The 18,202-nt window shown below is 69.5% G+C and carries 21 protein-coding genes; 7 read left to right on the top strand and 14 right to left on the bottom strand.

The window, feature by feature from the left end; genetic code table 11:
- Positions 1-74: 74 nt before the first annotated feature.
- A complete protein-coding gene (locus tag DL990_RS14585) occupies positions 75-596 on the top strand; it encodes an N-acetyltransferase (protein WP_125799010.1) in 522 nt (173 codons plus the stop codon).
- Here the strand turns inward: DL990_RS14585 and DL990_RS14580 are convergent, their stop codons facing one another.
- Positions 597-1,022 carry a thioesterase family protein gene (locus tag DL990_RS14580; RefSeq protein ID WP_125799009.1) on the bottom strand — a complete coding sequence of 142 codons (426 nt, stop codon included), beginning with the start codon at positions 1,020-1,022 and terminating at the stop codon, positions 597-599. It lies immediately after the preceding gene.
- Position 1,023: 1 nt separating this feature from the next.
- Positions 1,024-1,827: an AraC family transcriptional regulator gene (locus DL990_RS14575; RefSeq protein ID WP_125799008.1), complete on the bottom strand. Its 804-nt coding sequence runs from the start codon at positions 1,825-1,827 to the stop codon at positions 1,024-1,026.
- 66 nt (positions 1,828-1,893) lie between these two features.
- On the opposite strand from DL990_RS14575, the gene DL990_RS14570 reads away from it, so the two are divergent.
- The gene (locus tag DL990_RS14570) at positions 1,894-2,613 is read left to right on the top strand and encodes a hypothetical protein (RefSeq protein WP_125799007.1); all 720 of its coding nucleotides are present in this window, start codon (positions 1,894-1,896) and stop codon (positions 2,611-2,613) included.
- Between the two features lie 6 nt (positions 2,614-2,619).
- Here DL990_RS14570 and DL990_RS14565 read toward each other — a convergent pair whose 3' ends face one another.
- The 6 genes from DL990_RS14565 to DL990_RS14540 are packed head-to-tail and all read right to left on the bottom strand — an operon-like array spanning position 2,620 to position 7,594.
- The gene (locus DL990_RS14565) at positions 2,620-2,994 is read right to left on the bottom strand and encodes a DUF427 domain-containing protein (RefSeq protein WP_125786837.1); all 375 of its coding nucleotides are present in this window, start codon (positions 2,992-2,994) and stop codon (positions 2,620-2,622) included.
- Between the two features lie 37 nt (positions 2,995-3,031).
- Positions 3,032-3,796, bottom strand: a complete 765-nt coding sequence (locus DL990_RS14560) for an HAD family acid phosphatase (protein ID WP_125799006.1) — start codon at positions 3,794-3,796, stop codon at positions 3,032-3,034.
- Positions 3,797-3,807: 11 nt separating this feature from the next.
- Positions 3,808-4,977 (bottom strand): class I SAM-dependent methyltransferase, encoded by a 1,170-nt coding sequence (locus DL990_RS14555; protein WP_125799005.1) that lies wholly within the window; start codon positions 4,975-4,977, stop codon positions 3,808-3,810.
- A 1-nt stretch (position 4,978) separates the two neighbouring features.
- Complete coding sequence (locus DL990_RS14550; RefSeq protein ID WP_125786840.1) at positions 4,979-5,941, bottom strand: class I SAM-dependent methyltransferase; 963 nt, start codon at positions 5,939-5,941, stop codon at positions 4,979-4,981.
- A gap of 5 nt (positions 5,942-5,946) precedes the next feature.
- Positions 5,947-6,726, bottom strand: a complete 780-nt coding sequence (locus tag DL990_RS14545) for an enoyl-CoA hydratase/isomerase family protein (protein ID WP_005167845.1) — start codon at positions 6,724-6,726, stop codon at positions 5,947-5,949.
- A gap of 55 nt (positions 6,727-6,781) precedes the next feature.
- Positions 6,782-7,594: an ABC transporter ATP-binding protein gene (locus DL990_RS14540; RefSeq protein ID WP_125786841.1), complete on the bottom strand. Its 813-nt coding sequence runs from the start codon at positions 7,592-7,594 to the stop codon at positions 6,782-6,784.
- Between the two features lie 319 nt (positions 7,595-7,913).
- Between DL990_RS14540 and DL990_RS14535 the strand changes: the two genes are divergently transcribed.
- Both DL990_RS14535 and DL990_RS14530 read left to right on the top strand, forming a co-directional pair.
- On the top strand, positions 7,914-8,462 hold the full coding sequence (locus tag DL990_RS14535; protein ID WP_125786842.1) for a cysteine dioxygenase family protein: 549 nt from the start codon (positions 7,914-7,916) through the stop codon (positions 8,460-8,462).
- On the top strand, positions 8,459-8,854 hold the full coding sequence (locus DL990_RS14530) for a rhodanese-like domain-containing protein (protein ID WP_125799004.1): 396 nt from the start codon (positions 8,459-8,461) through the stop codon (positions 8,852-8,854). Before DL990_RS14535 ends, DL990_RS14530 begins: the two co-directional genes overlap by 4 nt.
- Here DL990_RS14530 and DL990_RS14525 read toward each other — a convergent pair.
- From DL990_RS14525 to DL990_RS14510, 4 genes are all read right to left on the bottom strand, one after another.
- Positions 8,851-9,684 carry a hypothetical protein gene (locus tag DL990_RS14525; protein WP_125786844.1) on the bottom strand — a complete coding sequence of 278 codons (834 nt, stop codon included), beginning with the start codon at positions 9,682-9,684 and terminating at the stop codon, positions 8,851-8,853. The two genes, DL990_RS14530 and DL990_RS14525, sit on opposite strands and share 4 nt — an antisense overlap.
- 76 nt (positions 9,685-9,760) lie before the next feature.
- Positions 9,761-10,402 (bottom strand): hypothetical protein, encoded by a 642-nt coding sequence (locus DL990_RS14520; RefSeq protein ID WP_125786845.1) that lies wholly within the window; start codon positions 10,400-10,402, stop codon positions 9,761-9,763.
- 17 nt (positions 10,403-10,419) lie between these two features.
- A complete protein-coding gene (locus tag DL990_RS14515) occupies positions 10,420-10,785 on the bottom strand; it encodes a hypothetical protein (RefSeq protein WP_125786846.1) in 366 nt (121 codons plus the stop codon).
- Positions 10,786-10,806: 21 nt separating this feature from the next.
- Entirely contained in the window at positions 10,807-11,658 is an 852-nt protein-coding gene (locus DL990_RS14510; protein WP_125786969.1) for a hypothetical protein, read from the bottom strand.
- Positions 11,659-11,977: 319 nt separating this feature from the next.
- Here DL990_RS14510 and DL990_RS14505 point away from each other — a divergent pair, with 319 nt between their 5' ends.
- Positions 11,978-12,172: a LapA family protein gene (locus DL990_RS14505; RefSeq protein ID WP_125786847.1), complete on the top strand. Its 195-nt coding sequence runs from the start codon at positions 11,978-11,980 to the stop codon at positions 12,170-12,172.
- A gap of 1 nt (position 12,173) precedes the next feature.
- Here the strand turns inward: DL990_RS14505 and glgP are convergent, their stop codons facing one another.
- Positions 12,174-14,714 carry an alpha-glucan family phosphorylase gene (glgP, locus tag DL990_RS14500; protein WP_125786848.1) on the bottom strand — a complete coding sequence of 847 codons (2,541 nt, stop codon included), beginning with the start codon at positions 14,712-14,714 and terminating at the stop codon, positions 12,174-12,176.
- 144 nt (positions 14,715-14,858) lie between these two features.
- Between glgP and DL990_RS14495 the strand changes: the two genes are divergently transcribed.
- Positions 14,859-16,322 carry a neutral zinc metallopeptidase gene (locus tag DL990_RS14495; protein WP_370451319.1) on the top strand — a complete coding sequence of 488 codons (1,464 nt, stop codon included), beginning with the start codon at positions 14,859-14,861 and terminating at the stop codon, positions 16,320-16,322.
- A gap of 394 nt (positions 16,323-16,716) precedes the next feature.
- Here the strand turns inward: DL990_RS14495 and DL990_RS14490 are convergent, their stop codons facing one another.
- Positions 16,717-17,688, bottom strand: coding sequence for a tetratricopeptide repeat protein (locus tag DL990_RS14490; RefSeq protein WP_125799002.1), 972 nt, complete (start codon positions 17,686-17,688; stop codon positions 16,717-16,719).
- Between the two features lie 97 nt (positions 17,689-17,785).
- Between DL990_RS14490 and DL990_RS14485 the strand changes: the two genes are divergently transcribed.
- Complete coding sequence (locus tag DL990_RS14485) at positions 17,786-18,202, top strand: hypothetical protein (RefSeq protein WP_125799001.1); 417 nt, start codon at positions 17,786-17,788, stop codon at positions 18,200-18,202.

Raw genomic sequence — 18,202 nt, 5'->3', positions numbered from 1 at the left:
TTGGGGACACTCACCGTCCCCAATGCCACATTGGGGACATCCCACTCCAACCATCGCCGGGGCATCATCGAGGCATGCCGATCGTCACCGGCCCCGAGCCACTCACGCCGGGCACCACCATCCGCCCGGCCCGCCCGGGCGAGGAGGACGTCGTACTCGACCTTCTGGCCGAGGCCGCCGCCTGGCTGGCGGGGCGCGGAATCCGTCAATGGCCACCGCGCTTCCCTCGGGAATCGGTGCGTGACCAGATCGAGGCGGGCGAAGCGTTGCTGGTCATCGGGCTCGGCAAGCCGATCGCGACCTGCGTGGTGACCGAGGCGGAGCCTGAGCTCTGGGGCGAGACCACGGAACCGGCCTACTACGCGGGCCGCCTCGCGGTCGCGCGGGAGGCGGCCGGAGCCGGGCTCGGGATCCGGATCATCGACTGGGTCGGCGAAAAGGCCGCGGCACGGGGCAAAGCGTTCGTCCGCGTGGCGACCACAAAGGACAACCCGGCCTTGCGCGGGCTCTACGAGCGCGCGGGCTTCGAGCACGTGGCCGACCCACCTTCGGCGAAATGGCCGACCAGCCTCTACGAAAAGCGGGTGGCCACCTGATCACGGCAGACCGAGGATTTCCGGCCGCACCGCGTATTTCCGCCAGTGCAGTCCAGGATCCGGGACCAGCCGCCGCCGTTCGAGATCCAGCAGGCCGGAGAGGCTTTCCACCTCCGCCACCACGGCGCCGTCCGGCGACACGAATTCCTGGACGACCCGTGACACCTTGCCCGGCTCCCAGGTGAACCGGGTCAGGACGTCGATCCGCGCGCGGGCACGGAGCTCGCGGCGGAACCGGATCGTCGTTTCGAGGTTGACCGGGCCGAGGTTCCCGGCCTTGAGCGCCAACGGGTCCACGCCTGCCGCCCACACGCATTCCCAGCGCGCGTGATCGGCGTACGCGAGATAGGCGGGGCCGCGGACGTGCCCGTTGAGGTCGAGGTCGTCCGTGCGGATGTCGATGGTGACGCGGAAAGGTTCGAGCACGTCACGATCTTCGCCTCGGCGGGCCGTCTCGGTCTGGAACGTTTCGGCCAGTCCAGGATCGTACGAGCGCGCCGGGCGAAACGCCGGACAGCCGACGGCACTCCCGCCCTAGATGGGACTGATCCGCGTAACCCACTTCGGCGGCGACATCGGCAAGCGACGAGCCGTCCTGTACGACGGCCTCGAGCCGCGTGAGGAACCGATGGAACCGCAGCACCCGCTGCAGCTCCTTCGGGCCGACCCCGACGTCGTGCCGCACATGCCGCCGGAGGCCGCGCTCGCTCACTCCCAGCTCCGCGGCCACCTTGTCGGCGCGAGCGCCGGGCGCACGCAACGCGCGGGCGGCCGCGACGGACAACCCGTCCGGCTCGATGTCCCGCAGCCTGTCGGTGACCAGCGCTTCCAGCACCGACCGCGCCTCACCAGGTGTCCCGCACTCGGCCAGGCTGGATTCCGCGCGGCGCGCCCTCGCGGACCACAGGTCGCGCAACGGGGTGGCACCCGCCGCCAGCTCCGTCATCGGCAGGCCCAGCACCGCGCCACCGACACCGCACCGCAGGCGGAGCCCGACGGTCCAGTCCACCGAAGGCAGCTCGTGCCGCAGCACTCCGCGCACGGTGGTGACCGCGTCAAGCCTTCGCCCGTCCCAGACCAGGTCCACGCAGCCGTCCGGGAACACCCTCAGCGGACGGCTATCGCCCACCACGCCCGTCCAGACGCTCTCGACCACGCCGGCCACGGCATAGGCAGGCGTGCTTTCGCGGTACACCGAACGGCCAGAACGGCGACGCAGCGGAACACCCACGTCGGCAGTATGCCCCCGCCCACCGACAAGATGCGCCGCACATGATCTTGCTGGAGACTTGCCGCCGTGCTGCGACCGGTACTCGACCCGTCCCCCGCCGACTGGATGCTCTCCAGGCTCGGCGGAGCGTTCGGCGCGGCCGGCCGCGCGGTCCCCCGTGGTTACGCCGCCTACGCCCGCGTCTGCCACCCCGCCGAGCGTGACCGCGGCGGCTGGTCGAGCTGGAGCGAGGCCGCGGCGGAGACGGGACGGCGCGCCCACGGCGCCATGCAGTGGCACGCGCTGGTCGGATCCCCGGATCCGGTGAATCTCACCGGCTCGCGCTGGCGCGGCTCCCCACCGGGACGCGGCACGCTGCCTTCACACAGCCTCACCGCTCTGTTGGCCGTTCTCGGCGACCACACGTCCACTTCGGAAGCCTGGTTCTGCCTTTGGGACGGCTACGGCTGGGCCGACGAGGCGACGTTGTCCCGCGAGCACCTCGAAGCGCCGCGCGTGCGACACCCCGGCCGGGATTACCTGCTCTTCCACGGACAGCTGACCTCCGCGACGGAACTCGGCTGGCGACCCCGGCCGAACTGGTTCGAGGCGCAGTCGCCCAACCTGTTCTGGCCGGACGACCGCGCCTGGTGCGTGGCCACCGAGGTCGACTTCGATTCGACCCTCGTCGCGGGCGAGGAGGCCCTCGTCGACGCCCTGGTCAAGGCACCGGGGCTGGAGGTCTGGCGGATCGAATCCGACACCTCGCTCGCGGCCGACGGGGACCGGATCAACCAGCTGCCGTGAGGCGGCTCAGCGCTCTTCGATCGCGTCCACCTTCGACGGGTAGAACGCCACGTGGTCCTTGATCTCGGCGACCGCGTCGTGCGGCGCCTCGTAGGTCCAGACGGCGTTCTCGGCGACGCCGTCGCCGGTGCGGACGCTGTAGTACGCCGCGTCACCCTTGAACGGGCAGTACGTCGAGTGTTCCGTCCGCTCCAGCACGCCGAAGTCGACGTCGGCACGTGGGATGTACTGCGCGGGCGGATAGTTCGCCTCCCGCAGCGTGAGCGCGTTCGCGCTGTCCGCCACGACCTTCCCGCCGATCGTGACGACCACTCGCGCCTCGTTCGGCGCCACCGTGATCGGGTGGTCCGCGCTGGGCTTCAACACCTTTTTGTCAGACATACCGGGCACAGCGACGCCGAACGCGCGGATATTCCCGTCAGGGCAGGTAGTACATCGGATTCGGCAGCTTGACCGGGAACTCGGCGTACCCGCCTTCGAGGTCGCTGAACTGGTCGCCGAAGTTGGCCAGGATGGTCGCGCCGGTCGAGGCGATGTGCTTCCGCGTGCCCGCTTTGTACTGGACGGTGGTGCAGGTCAGCCCGCACGGCAGGTAGTCCGGCGCGGTGGTCTTCGGTTTGAAGAACGCCCCCGACGGCGCCGGGTAGCCCTCGTTCGCGAGGTTCTTGAGCGACTGCGGACCCTGGAACTCGTTGCGCCCGGTCAGGAAGTAGATCTTCACGCCGCGCTGCGCGGCCCAGTTCGCCAGCTCCAGCACCGGCTTGTTCGCGACGAACGTGCCTTTGTCGATCGCTTCCTGTTGTTTCTTCGGGTCGAAGCCGAAATCGTTGTCCGCTTCCCAGCCGTAGGTGACCTCGGCGGTGTCGTCGACGTCGAACACGACGGCGGGGTTCTTCACGCCGCGGTCCAGCCTTCGGGTGAGGTAGCGCTTGGCGTCCTCGACCTGACGTTCGGTGTCGGAGACGAACCGGCTGCCGTCGGAGTACCGGTGCTTGCCGTCGCTGCCGACGACATCGCCGTAGTAGGCCTTCACGTCGAGCTTGACCTGGCCGATGTTGGCGGGTTCGTGGCCGCGTCGCCAGGCGGCGTCGCCGGTGTTCGCGACGGCGGTGGCGCCGCCGGCGAGAACGGCCCCGGCGGCCGCGGCGGCGGCCAGTTTCAGCAGACCGGTGAACCGGCTCATGGAAATGCTCCTCACGTCAGCTGTGCGCGGCAAAGGAACGCTACTCCAGAACGACCGATTCTGGTCAGTACCAAAGTAGCTTCTTCGCCACCGCGCGGTTTCAGCTTGCGCCGCAAGGCATCCGGGTCTATGTCGAGACCGCGGACGAGGATTTCCAAACGACCGATATCGTGTTTTTTCAGCAATACACGAAGATTCTTCTCGCTGTACGGTCCGTGCTCGAATACCCGGAACGCCCGGATTCCCGGCGGCGGGACGTCGCCGGTCAGATACGCGATGCGTTCGTCGAGTTGCCACAGGCCGTGCCGCGCCGCGTAATGCCGCACGAGTCCGGCCCGGACGACGGCGCCGTCCGGGTCGACGATCCATTCACCCGGCTCACGCAGGGGAATTTCGTCGGGATCCGCGTCGGTGACCGTCCACTGTGTACCGTCCGAACGCAACACCGTCGCGCGGCGCGACACCGTCGAGCCCACACCGCGCCACAGGCACGCCTCACGGACTTGACCGTCCAAAGAGACCAGTTCGACCTCGTCCGCCCACGGCGCGATGGAGAAATCGAGACCCGGCGCGCATTTCACCGAAAGCTCGCGGCCGGCGTACGACTCGACCAGGCCGTCCAACGGCGGCAGGAAATCGGCGGGCTTCCACGCCCGGCGCCCGGCGGAGTCGCGGCGGGCGGGATCGGCGACGACGACCGAATCCCGGCTGACCGGCCGCAGCGCGTCCGCCCTGAGCAATCCCACCGAAACCCCGGCTTCGAGTGCGTTGTGCCGCGCCATCGCCAGCCGGACCTCGTCCAGATCCGAGCCCAGTGTCCGGGAGGCGACGCGGGCGATCTCGATCAGGTCCGCGCCGACGGAACAGGTCACGTCGTGGACGTCGCGACCGGCCAGCCGCGAAGCCCGGTGCCGGGCGACCAGTGTGGCGCTGGCCTGCTGGAGGGCGTCACCGGTGAAAAGCCACGAGTCCGCGGAGTCCAGTTTGGCCGACGACTTCCGCCGCAGCACCACCGTTTCCAGTACCGCGGCCGCGTGGTCCGGGGCGATCCGGCGCACGGCGGCGACGTCGGCGATGCGGGTCTTGTCGGTCAGCGGCAGGGACGAGCATTCGGCGAGCGCCGCGCTTCCCGCGCCGGAGCGCAGGAAGGCGACGTCGTCGAGGGTGAACTGGTACGGCAACCTACGATCGCTTGGTACCGGTGATCATCACGTTGTAGAACAGTTCGCGCGGCAGCAGCTTGGCGAGCAGCTTCTTGTCCAAAGCGGACAGTCGCAGCCAGAGCCGGTACGCGAACAGGCGCCAGCGCAGCGTCAGTTTCTCCTGCGGCACGGCGGCTTCGAAGGTCCGGATCGGCCAGCCCGCCAGCGCGGCGGCGAACTCCTCGGTGACCGCGCGGACGTCCTGCGCGCCCGCGCCGCGCGCCATCGACTCGAGATCGGACGGGTCGAAGGTGTGGATGTCGACCACGGCCTCCAGCGCGGCCGCACGGGAGGACTCGTCGAGTTCCTCCTGCGGGCGGCGCCAGCCGTTCAGCACCGGGAGCTTGGTCAGGTTGGTGGTGAGGTACCACGTGAACTGGCCGAGCTTGCGCGCGTAGAAGTCGCCGACCTTCGTCGGCTCGCCCGCGAAGACGAACCGCCCACCCGGCTTCAGCACCCGCAGCACTTCGGCGAACGCCGCGCGGACGTCCGGGATGTGGTGCAGCACGGCGTGTCCGACGACGAGGTCGAAACTGTTGTCCTCGTACGGGATCCGCTCCGCGTCGGCGACCCGGCCGTCGACGTCGAGGCCGAGGTTCTCGGCGTTGCGCAGCGCGACCTGGACCATGCCCGGCGAGAGGTCGGTGACCGAACCCTTCTTGATCACCCCGCCCTGCATCAGGTTCAGCAGGAAGAAACCGGTGCCGCTGCCCAATTCCATCGCGGTCGGGTACGGCTGGCCGTCCTCACCGGCGACGGCGTTGAACACGTCCGTCGCGTAGGAGATGCAGCGCTCGTCGTAGGAGATGGACCACTTCTCGTCGTAGGTCCCGGCTTCCCAGTCGTGGTAGAGGACGTTGGCGAGCTTGGGGTCGTCGAAGGCGGCCTTGACCTCTTCGGCGGTGGCGTGCGGGTTCGGCGCCGGATCGTTCACCTGCGTCATCGCGCTTACTTCCCCTCGAAGGTGGCCTTGCCAGGGCCGTTTTCGATGAACGACTTCATACCGTTGCGCTGGTCCTCGGTCGCCCAGAGCGCGGCGAAGAGGTGGGATTCGAGCTTGAGACCGCTCGCGAGGTCGGTGTCGAGACCGCCGTCGATCGCGGCCTTCGCGGCGCGGAGCGCCACGGCGGGACCGTTCGCGAACTGCGAGGCCCACTTGTGCGCGGCGGCGTAGACGTCGTCCGGCGCGACGACCTCGTCGAGAATGCCCAGCGCGAGGGCCTCCTCGGCCTTCACGAAACGGCCGGTGAACACGAGGTCCTTGGTCTTGCTCGGGCCGATGAGCCGCGCCAGGCGCTGCGTGCCACCGGCGCCGGGGATGACGCCGAGCTGGATCTCCGGCTGGCCGACCTTGACGTTGTCGCCGGCGATCCGGCGGTCGGCGGTCAGCGCGAGTTCGAGCCCGCCGCCCAGCGCGTAGCCGGTGATGGCCGCGACGACCGGCTTCGGGATGTTCGCGATGGTGGCCAGCGACGCCGTCAGCGCCGCGCCGAACTTCGCGATCTCCGGATAGGTGCGCTCGGCCATCTCCTTGATGTCCGCGCCGCCCGCGAAGGTCTTCTCACCGCCGTAAAGGATCACGGCGCGCACGTCGTCGCGCTCGGAGGCCTCACGGGCCGCTTCGGCCAGCTCGGCCTGCACCTGGTTGTTCAGCGCGTTGACCGGCGGGCGGTCCAGCCGGATCGTCCCGACCCCGCCTTCGACCTCGAGACTTACGAACTCTCCCACGCCGTCCTCCTTAACCGTCCAAGACAGATTGCAGGCTACCGGTCAGTACGACCCGTCAGCGGCGACGGGCGAAGAAGCGATCACCGGACCGTTCGAGCAGCAGGTCCTGATCGAACGTCTTGGACAGGTTGTCGCTGGTCACGACGTCGTCCACAAGACCGGAGGCGACCGCGCGGCCGTCGCGCAGCAGCAGCGCGTGGGTGAATCCCGGCGGGATTTCTTCCACGTGATGGGTGACGAGCACCATGGCCGGGGCCTCGGGGTCGAGGGCCAGCTCCGAAAGGCGCGCGACGAGATCCTCGCGGCCGCCGAGGTCGAGTCCGGCGGCGGGCTCGTCGAGCAGCAGCATCTCCGGGTCGGTCATCAGCGACCGGGCGATCAGCGTCCGCTTACGCTCGCCTTCCGACAGTGTCCCGAAGGTGCGGTCGGCCAGGTGCGCGATGCCGAGGGCGCCGAGTAGCTCCAGGGCGCGGTCGGTGTCGAGGCTGTCGTATTCCTCACGCCAGCGGCCGACGACGGCGTAACCGGCGCTCACCACGACGTCGACGACGCGTTCCTCGCCCGGCACGCGCTGCGCGATCGCGGCCGAGGTGAACCCGATCCGCGGGCGCAGCTCGAAGATGTTGACCTTGCCGATGCGGTCGCCGAGCAGGTCGACCGTTCCCGAGGTCGGGTGGAGTTCGGCCGCGGCCAGCCGGAGCAGGGTGGTCTTGCCCGCGCCGTTCGGGCCGAGCACCACCCAGCGTTCGTCCAGTTCCACGGTCCAGTCGAGGTCGGCGAGGAGGTCGTTGCCTGTTCGGCGGACCCCGACACCGGTCATCCTCACCACGAGGTCGTCAAGTTCGCTGGGCTGGATCGGCTCGCTCACGCGCCCATTGTGTCCGCACACGCGCGCGCGTGTGCACCGGGCCGCCGGTCGGGAGAAAGCGGCTGGTCCAGGAAGTGGGACGAAGCGCGTCTCGGCAGGCGGCTGTGGCACCATCGGCGGTGTGATCAGGTCCGTGTCCGCCGCCTTCCCCGTCATCGGGGGCTCTTTCTGGCGCCGCCGGGCCATCGACCTGCTCCTCGTCGCCTCGTGCGGATGTACCGCCGCGCGACACGGCTGAGTTCCCTCTTCCGACGGCACCCCGTGTCGCGCCGCGTCCGGCCCTGCTTCCGCGCCCGCGAACCTCACGAGGAGCCTCACCGTGACCACGTCCATCACCCCCGACCAGGACTTCGAGATCCACCCGCAGCTGATCGACCCGCTGCTGCCGGAACTGCTGCACCCCGAGCGTCTGCTCTGGACACCCCGCGAACTGGCCGAGCTGACCTCCACGGTCACCACCGAGCTCACCTCGGGCCTGCGTGGCCTGCTGCGGTTCGACGAGGACCAGCGCTGGTGGGCGCGGCTCGCGCTGACCGACGGCGTCGAACTGTGGCTGCTGTCGTGGCTGCCCGGTCAGCGGACCAAACCGCACGACCACGGCGGCGCGTCCGGCTCGTTCACCGTGCTGCAGGGCGAGATCGGCGAGGAGTACCGCTATCCCGGCGGCCCGATCCGGCGCCGCACCCACGTCGCGGGCGAGGGCATCGGCTTCGGCGCGGGGCGCGCGCACCAGGTGACCGGTATCGGCACCGAGCCCGCCGCCAGCGTCCACGCCTACTCGCCGCCGCTGGTGGCGACCCGTGAGTACGGCACGCTCGCCGAAGTCCCCGCCGAGATCCCCTCGCTGGCCCCGATACTGGGCCGATGACCGCTATCGACGCACTGCTGGCGGCCGCCCGGTCCGGACTGGACCGGGCGGAACCCGAGCAGGCACTACGGCTGCAACGCGACGGCGCCCTGATCGTGGACATCCGCCCGCACGTCAACCGGGCCGAAGAGGGCGAGATCCCGGACTCGGTGGTCGTCGAGCGCATCCACCTCGAATGGCGGCTCGCGCCGGACAGCGAGTGGCGGCTGCCGCAGGTGGAACCGGACTCGACGGTGATCGTCGTGTGCAACGAGGGGTACTCGTCGAGCCTGGCCGCCGCCGATCTGCAGCGGATCGGCCTGCCGGGCGCCACCGACCTCGAAGGCGGGTTCCGCGCCTGGCGTTCGGCAGGCCTCCCGATCCGGGAAGGCGGCACCCCCGCCGTTCCCTAACGGCGGATCGCCAGCCGGGCGATCGAGTCCGGGGAGAGCGGGAGCGCGGCATGGATCCCGGCGGATCGCGTCGGCCTGGGGTTGACCAGCACCCCGGTCGCCACAGCACGGCCGGCGGCCGCGAGCACGACATCGCGGCCGGTCCGGTGCCGGATCCGGGACCAGCCCGCGCCGGTGACCGCGCGGTACTCGGCCAGCAGACGCTCGTCGGTGAAGACGCAGAACCAGTCGCCGTGCGGGCCGAGGCGGGCCGGTACCGGGGCGCCCGCCTCGTCCGCCGGGCCGCACACCGTCCCGTCGAGGAACATCCGCAGGACCGAGGGAACGGGGTCGCGCAGACCGCCGTCGGCCTGCTCCCGTTCCGGCCGGACGTCGCCGGAAATCCACCGTGAAGCGAGCCGGAAGTCTTCGCCGGTGAGGTCTTCCTGGAAACCGTCCAGGCTGTTCTTGACGCTCCCCAGGAAGTCGTAGAACCGCCGGGTGCAGGTCCGCTCGGAGACCGCGACGCGGCCGCTGTCGACCATCGTCCTGATCCGGCCGACCATGCCCGCGCCGCCGTCCACCGGATCCACGCCGAGGTTGTAGGCGGTCCAGACGATTTCGGGCATGAGCGGATCGGCGAACCGTTCGAGAACGCGGTTCAGCCGCAGAAGGACGATCTCGCGCACCCTGCCGGGCTCGGCGTCCTCGGCGATGCCCCAGATCTCCCGCAGTTCCGGGCCCAGCGCGCGGCCGAGCCCGTCCTGCCGGATCCCGGCGCGGGCGTGGATATGGTGCAGCCGGTCCTTGGCCCTGCGCGACGTTCTCGTTTCCTTAGCCGAAGCCACCATTCCTCCGCCATTCGGGATCGGCCCGGCAAAGTGTATTTCACCGGGCCGTTCCGTATTGTTCGGCGGAAATCGAAGATCAGGGACTTCCTTTGTTCGCCACCGGCTTGACAAGCGGGGGCAGGGACCAGAATCGCCACATGGCGTCATTCAGTCCCTGCAGGCGCCGGTCGAATTCGGCCGGATCGGCCAGAAGAAGAGCCGGCGCCAGCTCAGTCTGCCCGTGGGCAGTGTCGGGAGGCGGTGAAATCGGCTTCTCGGCACGCGAAGGCCGTGATTCCCGGACCACTCGCCGGTCGACCTCACCGAGCACCGTCTTCAACGCGGCCAGCTCCCTGCCCACTTCGGTGAGCGTGGCGGCGGCCAGGGTCGCCGCCTCGGTCCGCTGGGCGGCCAGTCTCCGGATGAGCGACGGATCCGAAGTGTCCCGCGCGCTCCTGGTCAGCTGTTCCAGGACGGCGACGAAATCGTCCAGCGCCCGCGCGGCGCGGCCGTGCTCCTCCGCGACCATCCGGCACCGGGCGGCCAACTCCGTCCGGCGGCCCAAATACGCGTCGTGCCCAGGGCCGGACCAGCCGTGAGGATCGATCTGGCGCACCTCGACGGCTTGGTCCTCCAACGACCGGGAAACCGCTCGCAAGCGTTCCGCCTCGCTTCGGAGCACGCTGACCGTCCCAGCCGTCCAGGGCGCACTCGGCCCGTCCGGGTCTTCCGGCTTCATCGTCCGTCCTCTTCAGTTCAGCCGAGAACGGCCTGGATGGTGTTGGCGTTCCCGGAGTCGAAGACGATGGCCCGCGGTGCGGGGCTTTCGGCGGCTTCGATCGCTTTGACCTTCTCGATCGCCGCTTCTTCCCCGTTCCGGTAACCACGCGCGGCCTCGCCCAGCCGGCCGCCGAGCCGCCACACGTCCTCGGCGAGCACGGCGACGCTGTGCGCGGAAGCCTCCTGAAAGCTCTCCAGTGCCGCCACGAGCACGGGATCCCCCGCTTCGCTCGCCATGGCCTTGAACTTCAGCGCAGGTTGCCTGGTGATCATCTCCGTGATGTCGTGGAGCCGGTCTCCCGCCCGGCTCAACTCATCGGGAACGGCCTCGAAATCGATCATGTCCGCTGTCCTCGTGGTCGATCAGCACTCGCGGGCGAGCCGGGCGATCTCGTCCGGCGGGAGGGGCAGCGTGGCTTCGGCCCCGGCCCCGATCGACGGACTCGGATCGATCAGGATCCCGGTCGGGAAGATCCGGCCCGCCGCCGTCCGCACTACGTCACGACCGGTCCACCGGCCGGTCCGGGCCCAGCTCGCCCCCGTGGACTCGCGATAAGTCGCCAACAACTCTTCTCCGGTGAAGACGCACAGCCACTCGCCACGGGCCCCGAGCTTCGCCGCGAGCGGGACACCGTCACCGTCCGCGGGTCCGTGGACAGGGCCGTCGAGGAACATCTTCAGCACCGGGTCCATGGGCGTCCGCAACCCTCGAATCGCGGCGGACAGTCCATCCGCGACCGGTTCCGGCACATCGGGCCGGATGTTCGCGGCCAGCCAGCGCGAAGCCCGTCCGAGGTCCTCGTCGGTGATCGGGCTCTGCCCGGCGCTCAGGCTCTTCACGACGTCGGGCAGGAAAATGTCGTTGAACCGGCGGGTGCAGGTGCGGACACTGCATTCGACGCCGCCCTGGTCGACCAATCTTTCGAGCCGCCGGACGACTCCGCTTTCCTCTCCGGGCGAAGCCGCGCCGAGGTTGTACGCGGTCCAGACGATCACGGACATTTCAGGGCTCGCGAACTGGACCAGTACCCGGTTCAACCGCAGGAGCACGATCTCTCGCACGCGTGACGCCTCGGCGTCTTCCGCGATACCCCAGCGTTCGAGCAACTCCGGCCCCATCACCCTGGCGAGCCCGTCCTGCCAGATGCCGTTGCGCTTGTGGATGCCGAGCACACTGTCCTCGGGTTTTTTTCTTTTCCTCGTCGAAGTCACTATTCCTCCCCTGCGCGACCTCAAGAACGAAGAGCCTAGGCGATCACAATATGCTGCACGAATCACCCCCAGTCGCCCGATAAAACGACTTCAGCCTGCACTTTTGCCAAGTTTTGGACACCATCAGAGCCTGTTCTCGCCCTTTGTTCGCCACCGACTTGACAACGAGCGAAGGTGACCAATCGATGGCGAAATAAAACCGTACGTGCGTCTCATGACCACTTCCTGGCCAAGGCCCGGCAGGGGATGCGCGAAGACGATCACTCCGCCTAGCGTCGCAATGACAGCCGCTCGTCGAGCGGCCAGGAACCAGGAGTACGGAATGGAACTCGTCGTGATCGTCGGACTGGCGATGCTGCTCGGGGCCGCGGCGGGCTGGCTCGTTTCCGCACGGTGGCATCAGCGTCGCCGGGCGGAACTCGTTCAGTTCGCCCAAGCATGGGAATACGCGCGATACGCCGGATACCTCTCGGCGCACCGGTACCCGCACGGGACCGGCGCGCCTTTCCCGAGGTGAGTCAGGCGTGGACGACCCTGGCCAATTCCGCCGGCGTGGCGAGCAGGCGGTGTTTCGGCAGCACGCGAACCGTATAGCCGATCGAGCCCGGATGCGGCAGCTTGAGCCGCGCCGCGAACGCGCCGATCCCGTCGCCCGACATCGGAACCGTGACGGGATCGCTCAGTTCGTCCCCGTCGCCCACCTTCCCGACGACGGCTTGAACGTCCACTTCGGACGGTTCGAGGCCGGCGAGGTCGATCCTGGCCCGGATGGTCACCTCGGTGCCGGTGACCATCGGCGCGGCGTCCTCGACGAGCAGTTCGGTGTCGAAGATCCGCACCCGCGGCCACGAGACGTCGAGTTTGGTCCGGTAGTCGGCCAGCGACAACGCGCCGCGATAGCCGTCGTCCGTGGCCTCCGCGACCATCCGTGAAGCGGGCAGATAACCCGATTCGACATACTCCCGCACCATCCGCGAGGCCTGCACGCGTGGCCCGAGGGTCTCCAGCGTGTGCCAGACCATCGACAGCCAGCCGCCAGGGACGCCGCCCGCGTCGCGGTCGTAGAACAGCGGCGCGATCTGGTGGCCGAGCAGGTCGTAGAGCGCCGCGGCCTCCAGTTCGTCGCGGCGCAGCGGATCGGTGACGCCGTCCGCGGTCGGGATCGCCCAGCCGTTGCTGCCGTCGTAGCACTCGTCCCACCAGCCGTCGCGGATGGACAGGTTGAGACCGCCGTTGAGCGCGGACTTCATCCCCGAGGTCCCGCACGCCTCCAGCTGCCGCACCGGCGTGTTCAGCCAGACGTCGCAGCCGCGGTAGAGGTAGCGCGCCATGGACATGTCGTAGTCCGGCAGGAAGACGATCCGGCGGCGGACCTCGGGATCGTCGACGAACCGGACGATCTGCTGGATCAGCTGCTTGCCGCCCTCGTCGGCCGGATGCGATTTGCCCGCGACGACGAGCTGGATCGGGCGCCGCTCGTCCAGCAGCAGCGCGCGCAGGCGCTCCGGGTCGCGCAGCATCAGCGTCAGCCGTTTGTACGTCGGCACGCGGCGCGCGAAACCGACGGTCAGCACGTCCGGGTCGAAGACCGTGTCGGTCCACCCGAGTTCGAGCGCGGAAGCGCCGCGCTGCATCCACGCGGCCCGCACCCGGCGCCGCACCTCGGCGACCAGCTTCTCGCGCAGCTCACGACGCAACGCCCACAGCTGCTCGTCGCTGACGCCGTCCCGCAGCGGCTTGCCAGGAACGCCGTCGAGGCCCAGCTCCTCGTGGTCGCGCCCCAGCAGCGCGCTCAGTTCACGCGCCACCCAGGTCGGCCCGTGGACGCCGTTGGTGACCGAGGAGACCGGCACCTCGTCGAAGTCGAACCCGGGCCACAGCCGGGAGAACATCCGCCGCGACACCCTGCCGTGCAGCGCCGAGACACCGTTCGCGCGCTGCGCGAGCCGCAGACCCATATGCGCCATGTTGAACAGGCCGGGGTTGTCCTCCGCGCCGAGCGCGAGCACACGGCGCGGGTCGACGTCCGGCACCAGTCTGCCGTCGGTGAAGTACCGCTGGACGAGATCGACGGGGAACCGGTCGATCCCGGCGCTGACCGGGGTGTGCGTGGTGAACACGGTGCCGGCACGGACGGCGGGCAGCGCCTCGTCGAACGCCAGCCCGTCGGCCTGGACGATCTCGCGGGCCCGTTCGAGCCCGAGGAAACCGGCGTGGCCTTCGTTGGTGTGGAACACCTTCGGCTGCGGATGCCCGGTCAGCTCGCAGTAGCGCCGCACGGCGCGGAAGCCGCCGATCCCGGCCAGGATCTCCTGCCGGATGCGATGGTCGGCGTCGCCGCCGTACAGCCGGTCTGTGACCGCGCGCAGGTCCTCGTCGTTCGCCTCGGTGTCCGTGTCCAGCAACAGCAGCGGGATCCGGCCGACGCGGGCCTTCCAGATCTGCGCGTGCAGTGTTCGCCCGGCGGGCATCGCGACCTCGACCAGCACCGGCTTGCCGCCGTCGGTCAGCAGCTCCAGCGGGAAGGCGTTGGGGTCGATGACCGGGTAGTGCTCGACCTGCCAGCCGTCGAGCGACAGTGCCTGCCGGAAGTACCCGGCGCGGTAGAGCAGCCCCACGCCGATCATCGGCACGCCGAGGTCCGAAGCCGCCTTGAGGTGGTCGCCGGCGAGCACGCCGAGGCCGCCGGAGTAGTTCGGCAACGCCTCGGTGACGCCGAACTCCATCGAGAAGTACGCGACGGCCGGCGGGAGGTCGGCGTCGTCCTGCTTCTGGTACCAGCGCGGCTCGGCGAGGTACCGGTCCAGATCGGCGACCGCCTCGCGCGCGTGGGCGAGGAAGGCGTCGTCGACGGCGAGCTCGTCGAGCCGGGCCGGTGGCAGCGCGGTGAGCATCCGCAGCGGATCGCGGACGCGGTTGAACAGCTCCGCGTCCATCGACGCGAACAGGTCGCGCGTGGGGGGATGCCAGGTCCAGCGCAAATTCGTGGCGAGGTCACCGAGGCCGGAGAGCGACTCCGGCAGGCTCGCGCGGACGGTGAACCGGCGGACTGCTCTCATGAGGAGCGACCATATCGGCAGGGGCCCCGCCCCGCTCAAGACCCACTTCGGGGATTACCTGCACGCGGGCCATAAGCGCTGGGTAGGGTCCCTGCTTGCCGGAGTACGCGGCCCGGTCGGGGCCCTGACGACAAGCGAGTGAACATGATCCAAGGGGGAGCGCGGGGCATCCGTCGCCCGGCTCTGATCGCGGTCACGATGGTGCTGGCCCTCGGGCTGAGCGCGTGCAGCGACAAGGGAACCTCGACCGGTCAGCAAGGCAGCCAGCCGGGTGCCGGCGACATCGCGGGCCTCCCGGTCACGCATTTCGAGAGCGGCCTGAAGCCGGACGCGCCCAAACCGGATCTGCAGGTCCGCAACGAGGACGGCTCCGAGGACGACCGGCTCGCCATCGCCGCGATCGCCGACGCGCAGGCCTACTGGACCGAGGTCATGCCGCGCGACTTCGGCCAGCCGTACGAGCCGCTGAAGTCACTGCTGTCCTACAGCGCGAAGACCGACGACGAAGAGACCGAATGCGGCAGCGTCAAGAAGCTCGTCAACGCGTTCTACTGCCCGCCGGGTGACCTGGTGGCGTGGGACCGCGGCGTGCTGCTGCCCATGCTGCGCGAACGGTTCGGGAAGATGGCGGGCGCCGTCGTGCTCTCGCACGAACTCGGGCACGCCGTGCAGTACCGGCTCGCCGAGAAGGCCAACATCAAGAAGAACACCCCGTCGATCGTCAAGGAGCAGCAGGCCGACTGCTTCGCCGGCGGATACTTCCGCTGGGTCGCCGAGGACAAGAGCAAGTTCTACCGCGTCTCCACCTCCGAAGGCCTCAACCAGGTCATGGCGTCGCTGTTCCTGATCCGCGACCAGGCGGGCACCAGCGCGACCAAACAGGGTGCGCACGGCACGGCGTTCGATCGCACGTACGCGTTCCAGGTCGGGTTCGAGAAGGGCCCGAAGGAATGCGCGACGATGAACGAGGAGAACATCAAGGCGCGGATCACCGAGCGCCCGTTCGACAAGGGTGACAAGGGCAAGGGCGACGAGAAGCTCGACGCCGAGGTCATCGGGGTCCTGAAGAAGAGCCTGGACAAGGCCTTCGAGGGCGCCGGTGTCCCGGGTCCGGAGATCACCGAGGACGGCAACGGCAGCTGCCCCGGCGGCCCGAGCACCCCGCCCGCGTCGTACTGCCCGTCGAACAACACCGTCAGCATCGACATGGCCAAGCTGCGTGAACTCGCCCAGCCGGTCGACCAGCAGGCGGAATGGGAGAGCGGGCACAGCGAAGGCAAGGGCGACTTCGCCGCGTTCTCGGAAATCGCGTCCCGCTACGCGATGGGCATCCAGAAGGGTGTCGGCGCGTCGATCGACAACGCGAACGCGGGACTGCGCACCGCCTGCCTGGTCGGCGCGTGGGCGAAGGCCAGCACCGTGCCCGGCGCGACGCTGCGGCTTTCCGCCGGTGACCTCGACGAGGCCATCTCGGATCTGCTGAGCCCGGAGAGCCTGGTTTCCGCCGACGTCAACGGCAAGCGCGTGGACAACGGTTTCGAGCGGGTCGAGGCGCTGCGGAAGGGCTACCTGGAGAGCTCGTCGGTGTGCTCGACGCAGTACGGCTGATCGGTCCGGTCACGGGCCCCTGAAGTGAGATGAAAGGCCCCTTCATTGCAAATTTTGCAATGAAGGGGCCTTTCATCTCATCCGGGGGTTGCCAGGCCCGGCCCCGGGGCTCGCAGCTCGCGCTCAGAGCTCCCGAACCCCGCGACGCAAACTGGCCGTTTCGCGTGATCGATGGGACGACACGTGTGATCCGGTGGCCGACACGCGTGTCTGGATGGCCGACACGCGCGCGACTGGAGTCCGCCGCGAGTCGGCCGTCCAAGCACGCGAGTCGTCCACCCAGTCACGTGTGTCGGCCGTCTAATCACGCGAGTCGGCCGCCGCCCAAGTACGTGAAGGCCCCCTTGCTTGCGCCTGGCGCAAGCAAGGGGGCCTTCACGTACCCAAAGAAACCTCAGTACAGGGCGCTCGCCAGATCCCGTCGCGCCTTCATGACGCGCTCGTCCGCCGAGTCGAACAGGTCGAACAGCGCCACCAGGTGTTCCCGCACCTTGTTGCGCTCGTCGCCCGCGGTACGCCGCACGACGGCGATCAGCCGCGCGAAGCCCGCCTCGGGCTGCTGCCCGGCGACCTCGAGGTCGGCGGCGGCGAGCTGCGCGTCGAGGTCGGCCGGGTTCGCGTCGGCCTTCGCGATCGCGTCCGGGCCGGCGGCCTCGGCGCGGGCGGTGAACTTGACCTGCGCGAGCGCCGTCTTGGCCTCCTCGTTCGCCGGCTCGACGTCGAGGATGCGCTCGTACGCCGCCTGGGCCGCCGCGAAGTCACCGCGTTCGAAGGCCTCCTCGGCCTCGGTGAACCGCGGGTCCTCCGGCACCTCGACGCCGCCGCCGTTCTCCTCGGCGGCCTTGATGCCGGGGAGGCGGTCGCGCAGCGCGTCGAGCAGCGAACCGAGCCACTTGCGGATCTCGGGTTCGGGCAGCGCGCCCGAGAACGCGTCGACCGGCTGGCCGCCGCCGATGGCGATGACCGTCGGGATCGACTGCGCGCCGAAGAGCTGCGCGATACGCGGGTTCGCGTCGACGTCCACCTTCGCGAGCACCCAGGCGCCACCGGACTCGGCGGCGAGGCGCTCCAGCACCGGGCTGAGTTGCTTGCACGGGCCGCACCATTCGGCCCACAGGTCGACGACGACCAGCTGCTGCATGGATCGTTCGACGACCTCGGACTGGAAGGTCGCTTCGGTGACGTCGATCACGGCGCCACCCGCGGCGGGGGCGCCGGGTGCGGCACCGTCCGCCGGGCGCGGTGGGGCCGGGGGCTGTTTCTGCGGCGCTTCGGCACGCGCCTTGAGCGCGGAAAGGTCGACCGCGCCGGAAAGCGCGGCGGAAAGGGCCGCCGTCTTCGATGCTGATCCGCGTGGGTGTGTCACGGTTCCATCCTGGCACGCATCCCCGAGGGTTTCACCGCATGCCCCCGGCTGCCCGCTTGGCAGGACGGTTCCGTTCCGGCAGGCTCGCCACGAGGGGGTGATCGACATTCCGACCCGCAGGACGGCGACGGTGGCCGTCGCGATCGCCGTCGCCATCGTCTGGGTGAGCGTGATCACGGTGCTGATCGCCCATCAACCCGACCCCGGCGTCGGCAGCCCGGGACAACTCCGGGACAGCCTCGCCGCCGCACTCAACGAGCGCGACGTCGAGGCCCTCTCCGAACTCATCGACTATCCGCCCGCGTCAGCGGGCGACTTCGCGAAGTCCTATATCGACGCGCTGGCGGGCCGCGGCGCCCACGACGTCACGGTGAAGTTCGCGCCGGACGATCTCCCGCCGACTTCGGCGACCGTCAGCGGGAAACTGGCCGACGGCAGCGCGTTCGGTTACGCGGTGGCCATCGCGGTCAAGGGCGAGCTGTGGCTGGTGGCCTTCACCCCGCCACTCCCCTGA

It is taken from the genome of Amycolatopsis sp. WAC 01416, from assembly GCF_003947485.1.
Taxonomy (GTDB): domain Bacteria; phylum Actinomycetota; class Actinomycetes; order Mycobacteriales; family Pseudonocardiaceae; genus Amycolatopsis.
This window is presented reverse-complemented; position numbering and strand designations above follow the sequence as displayed.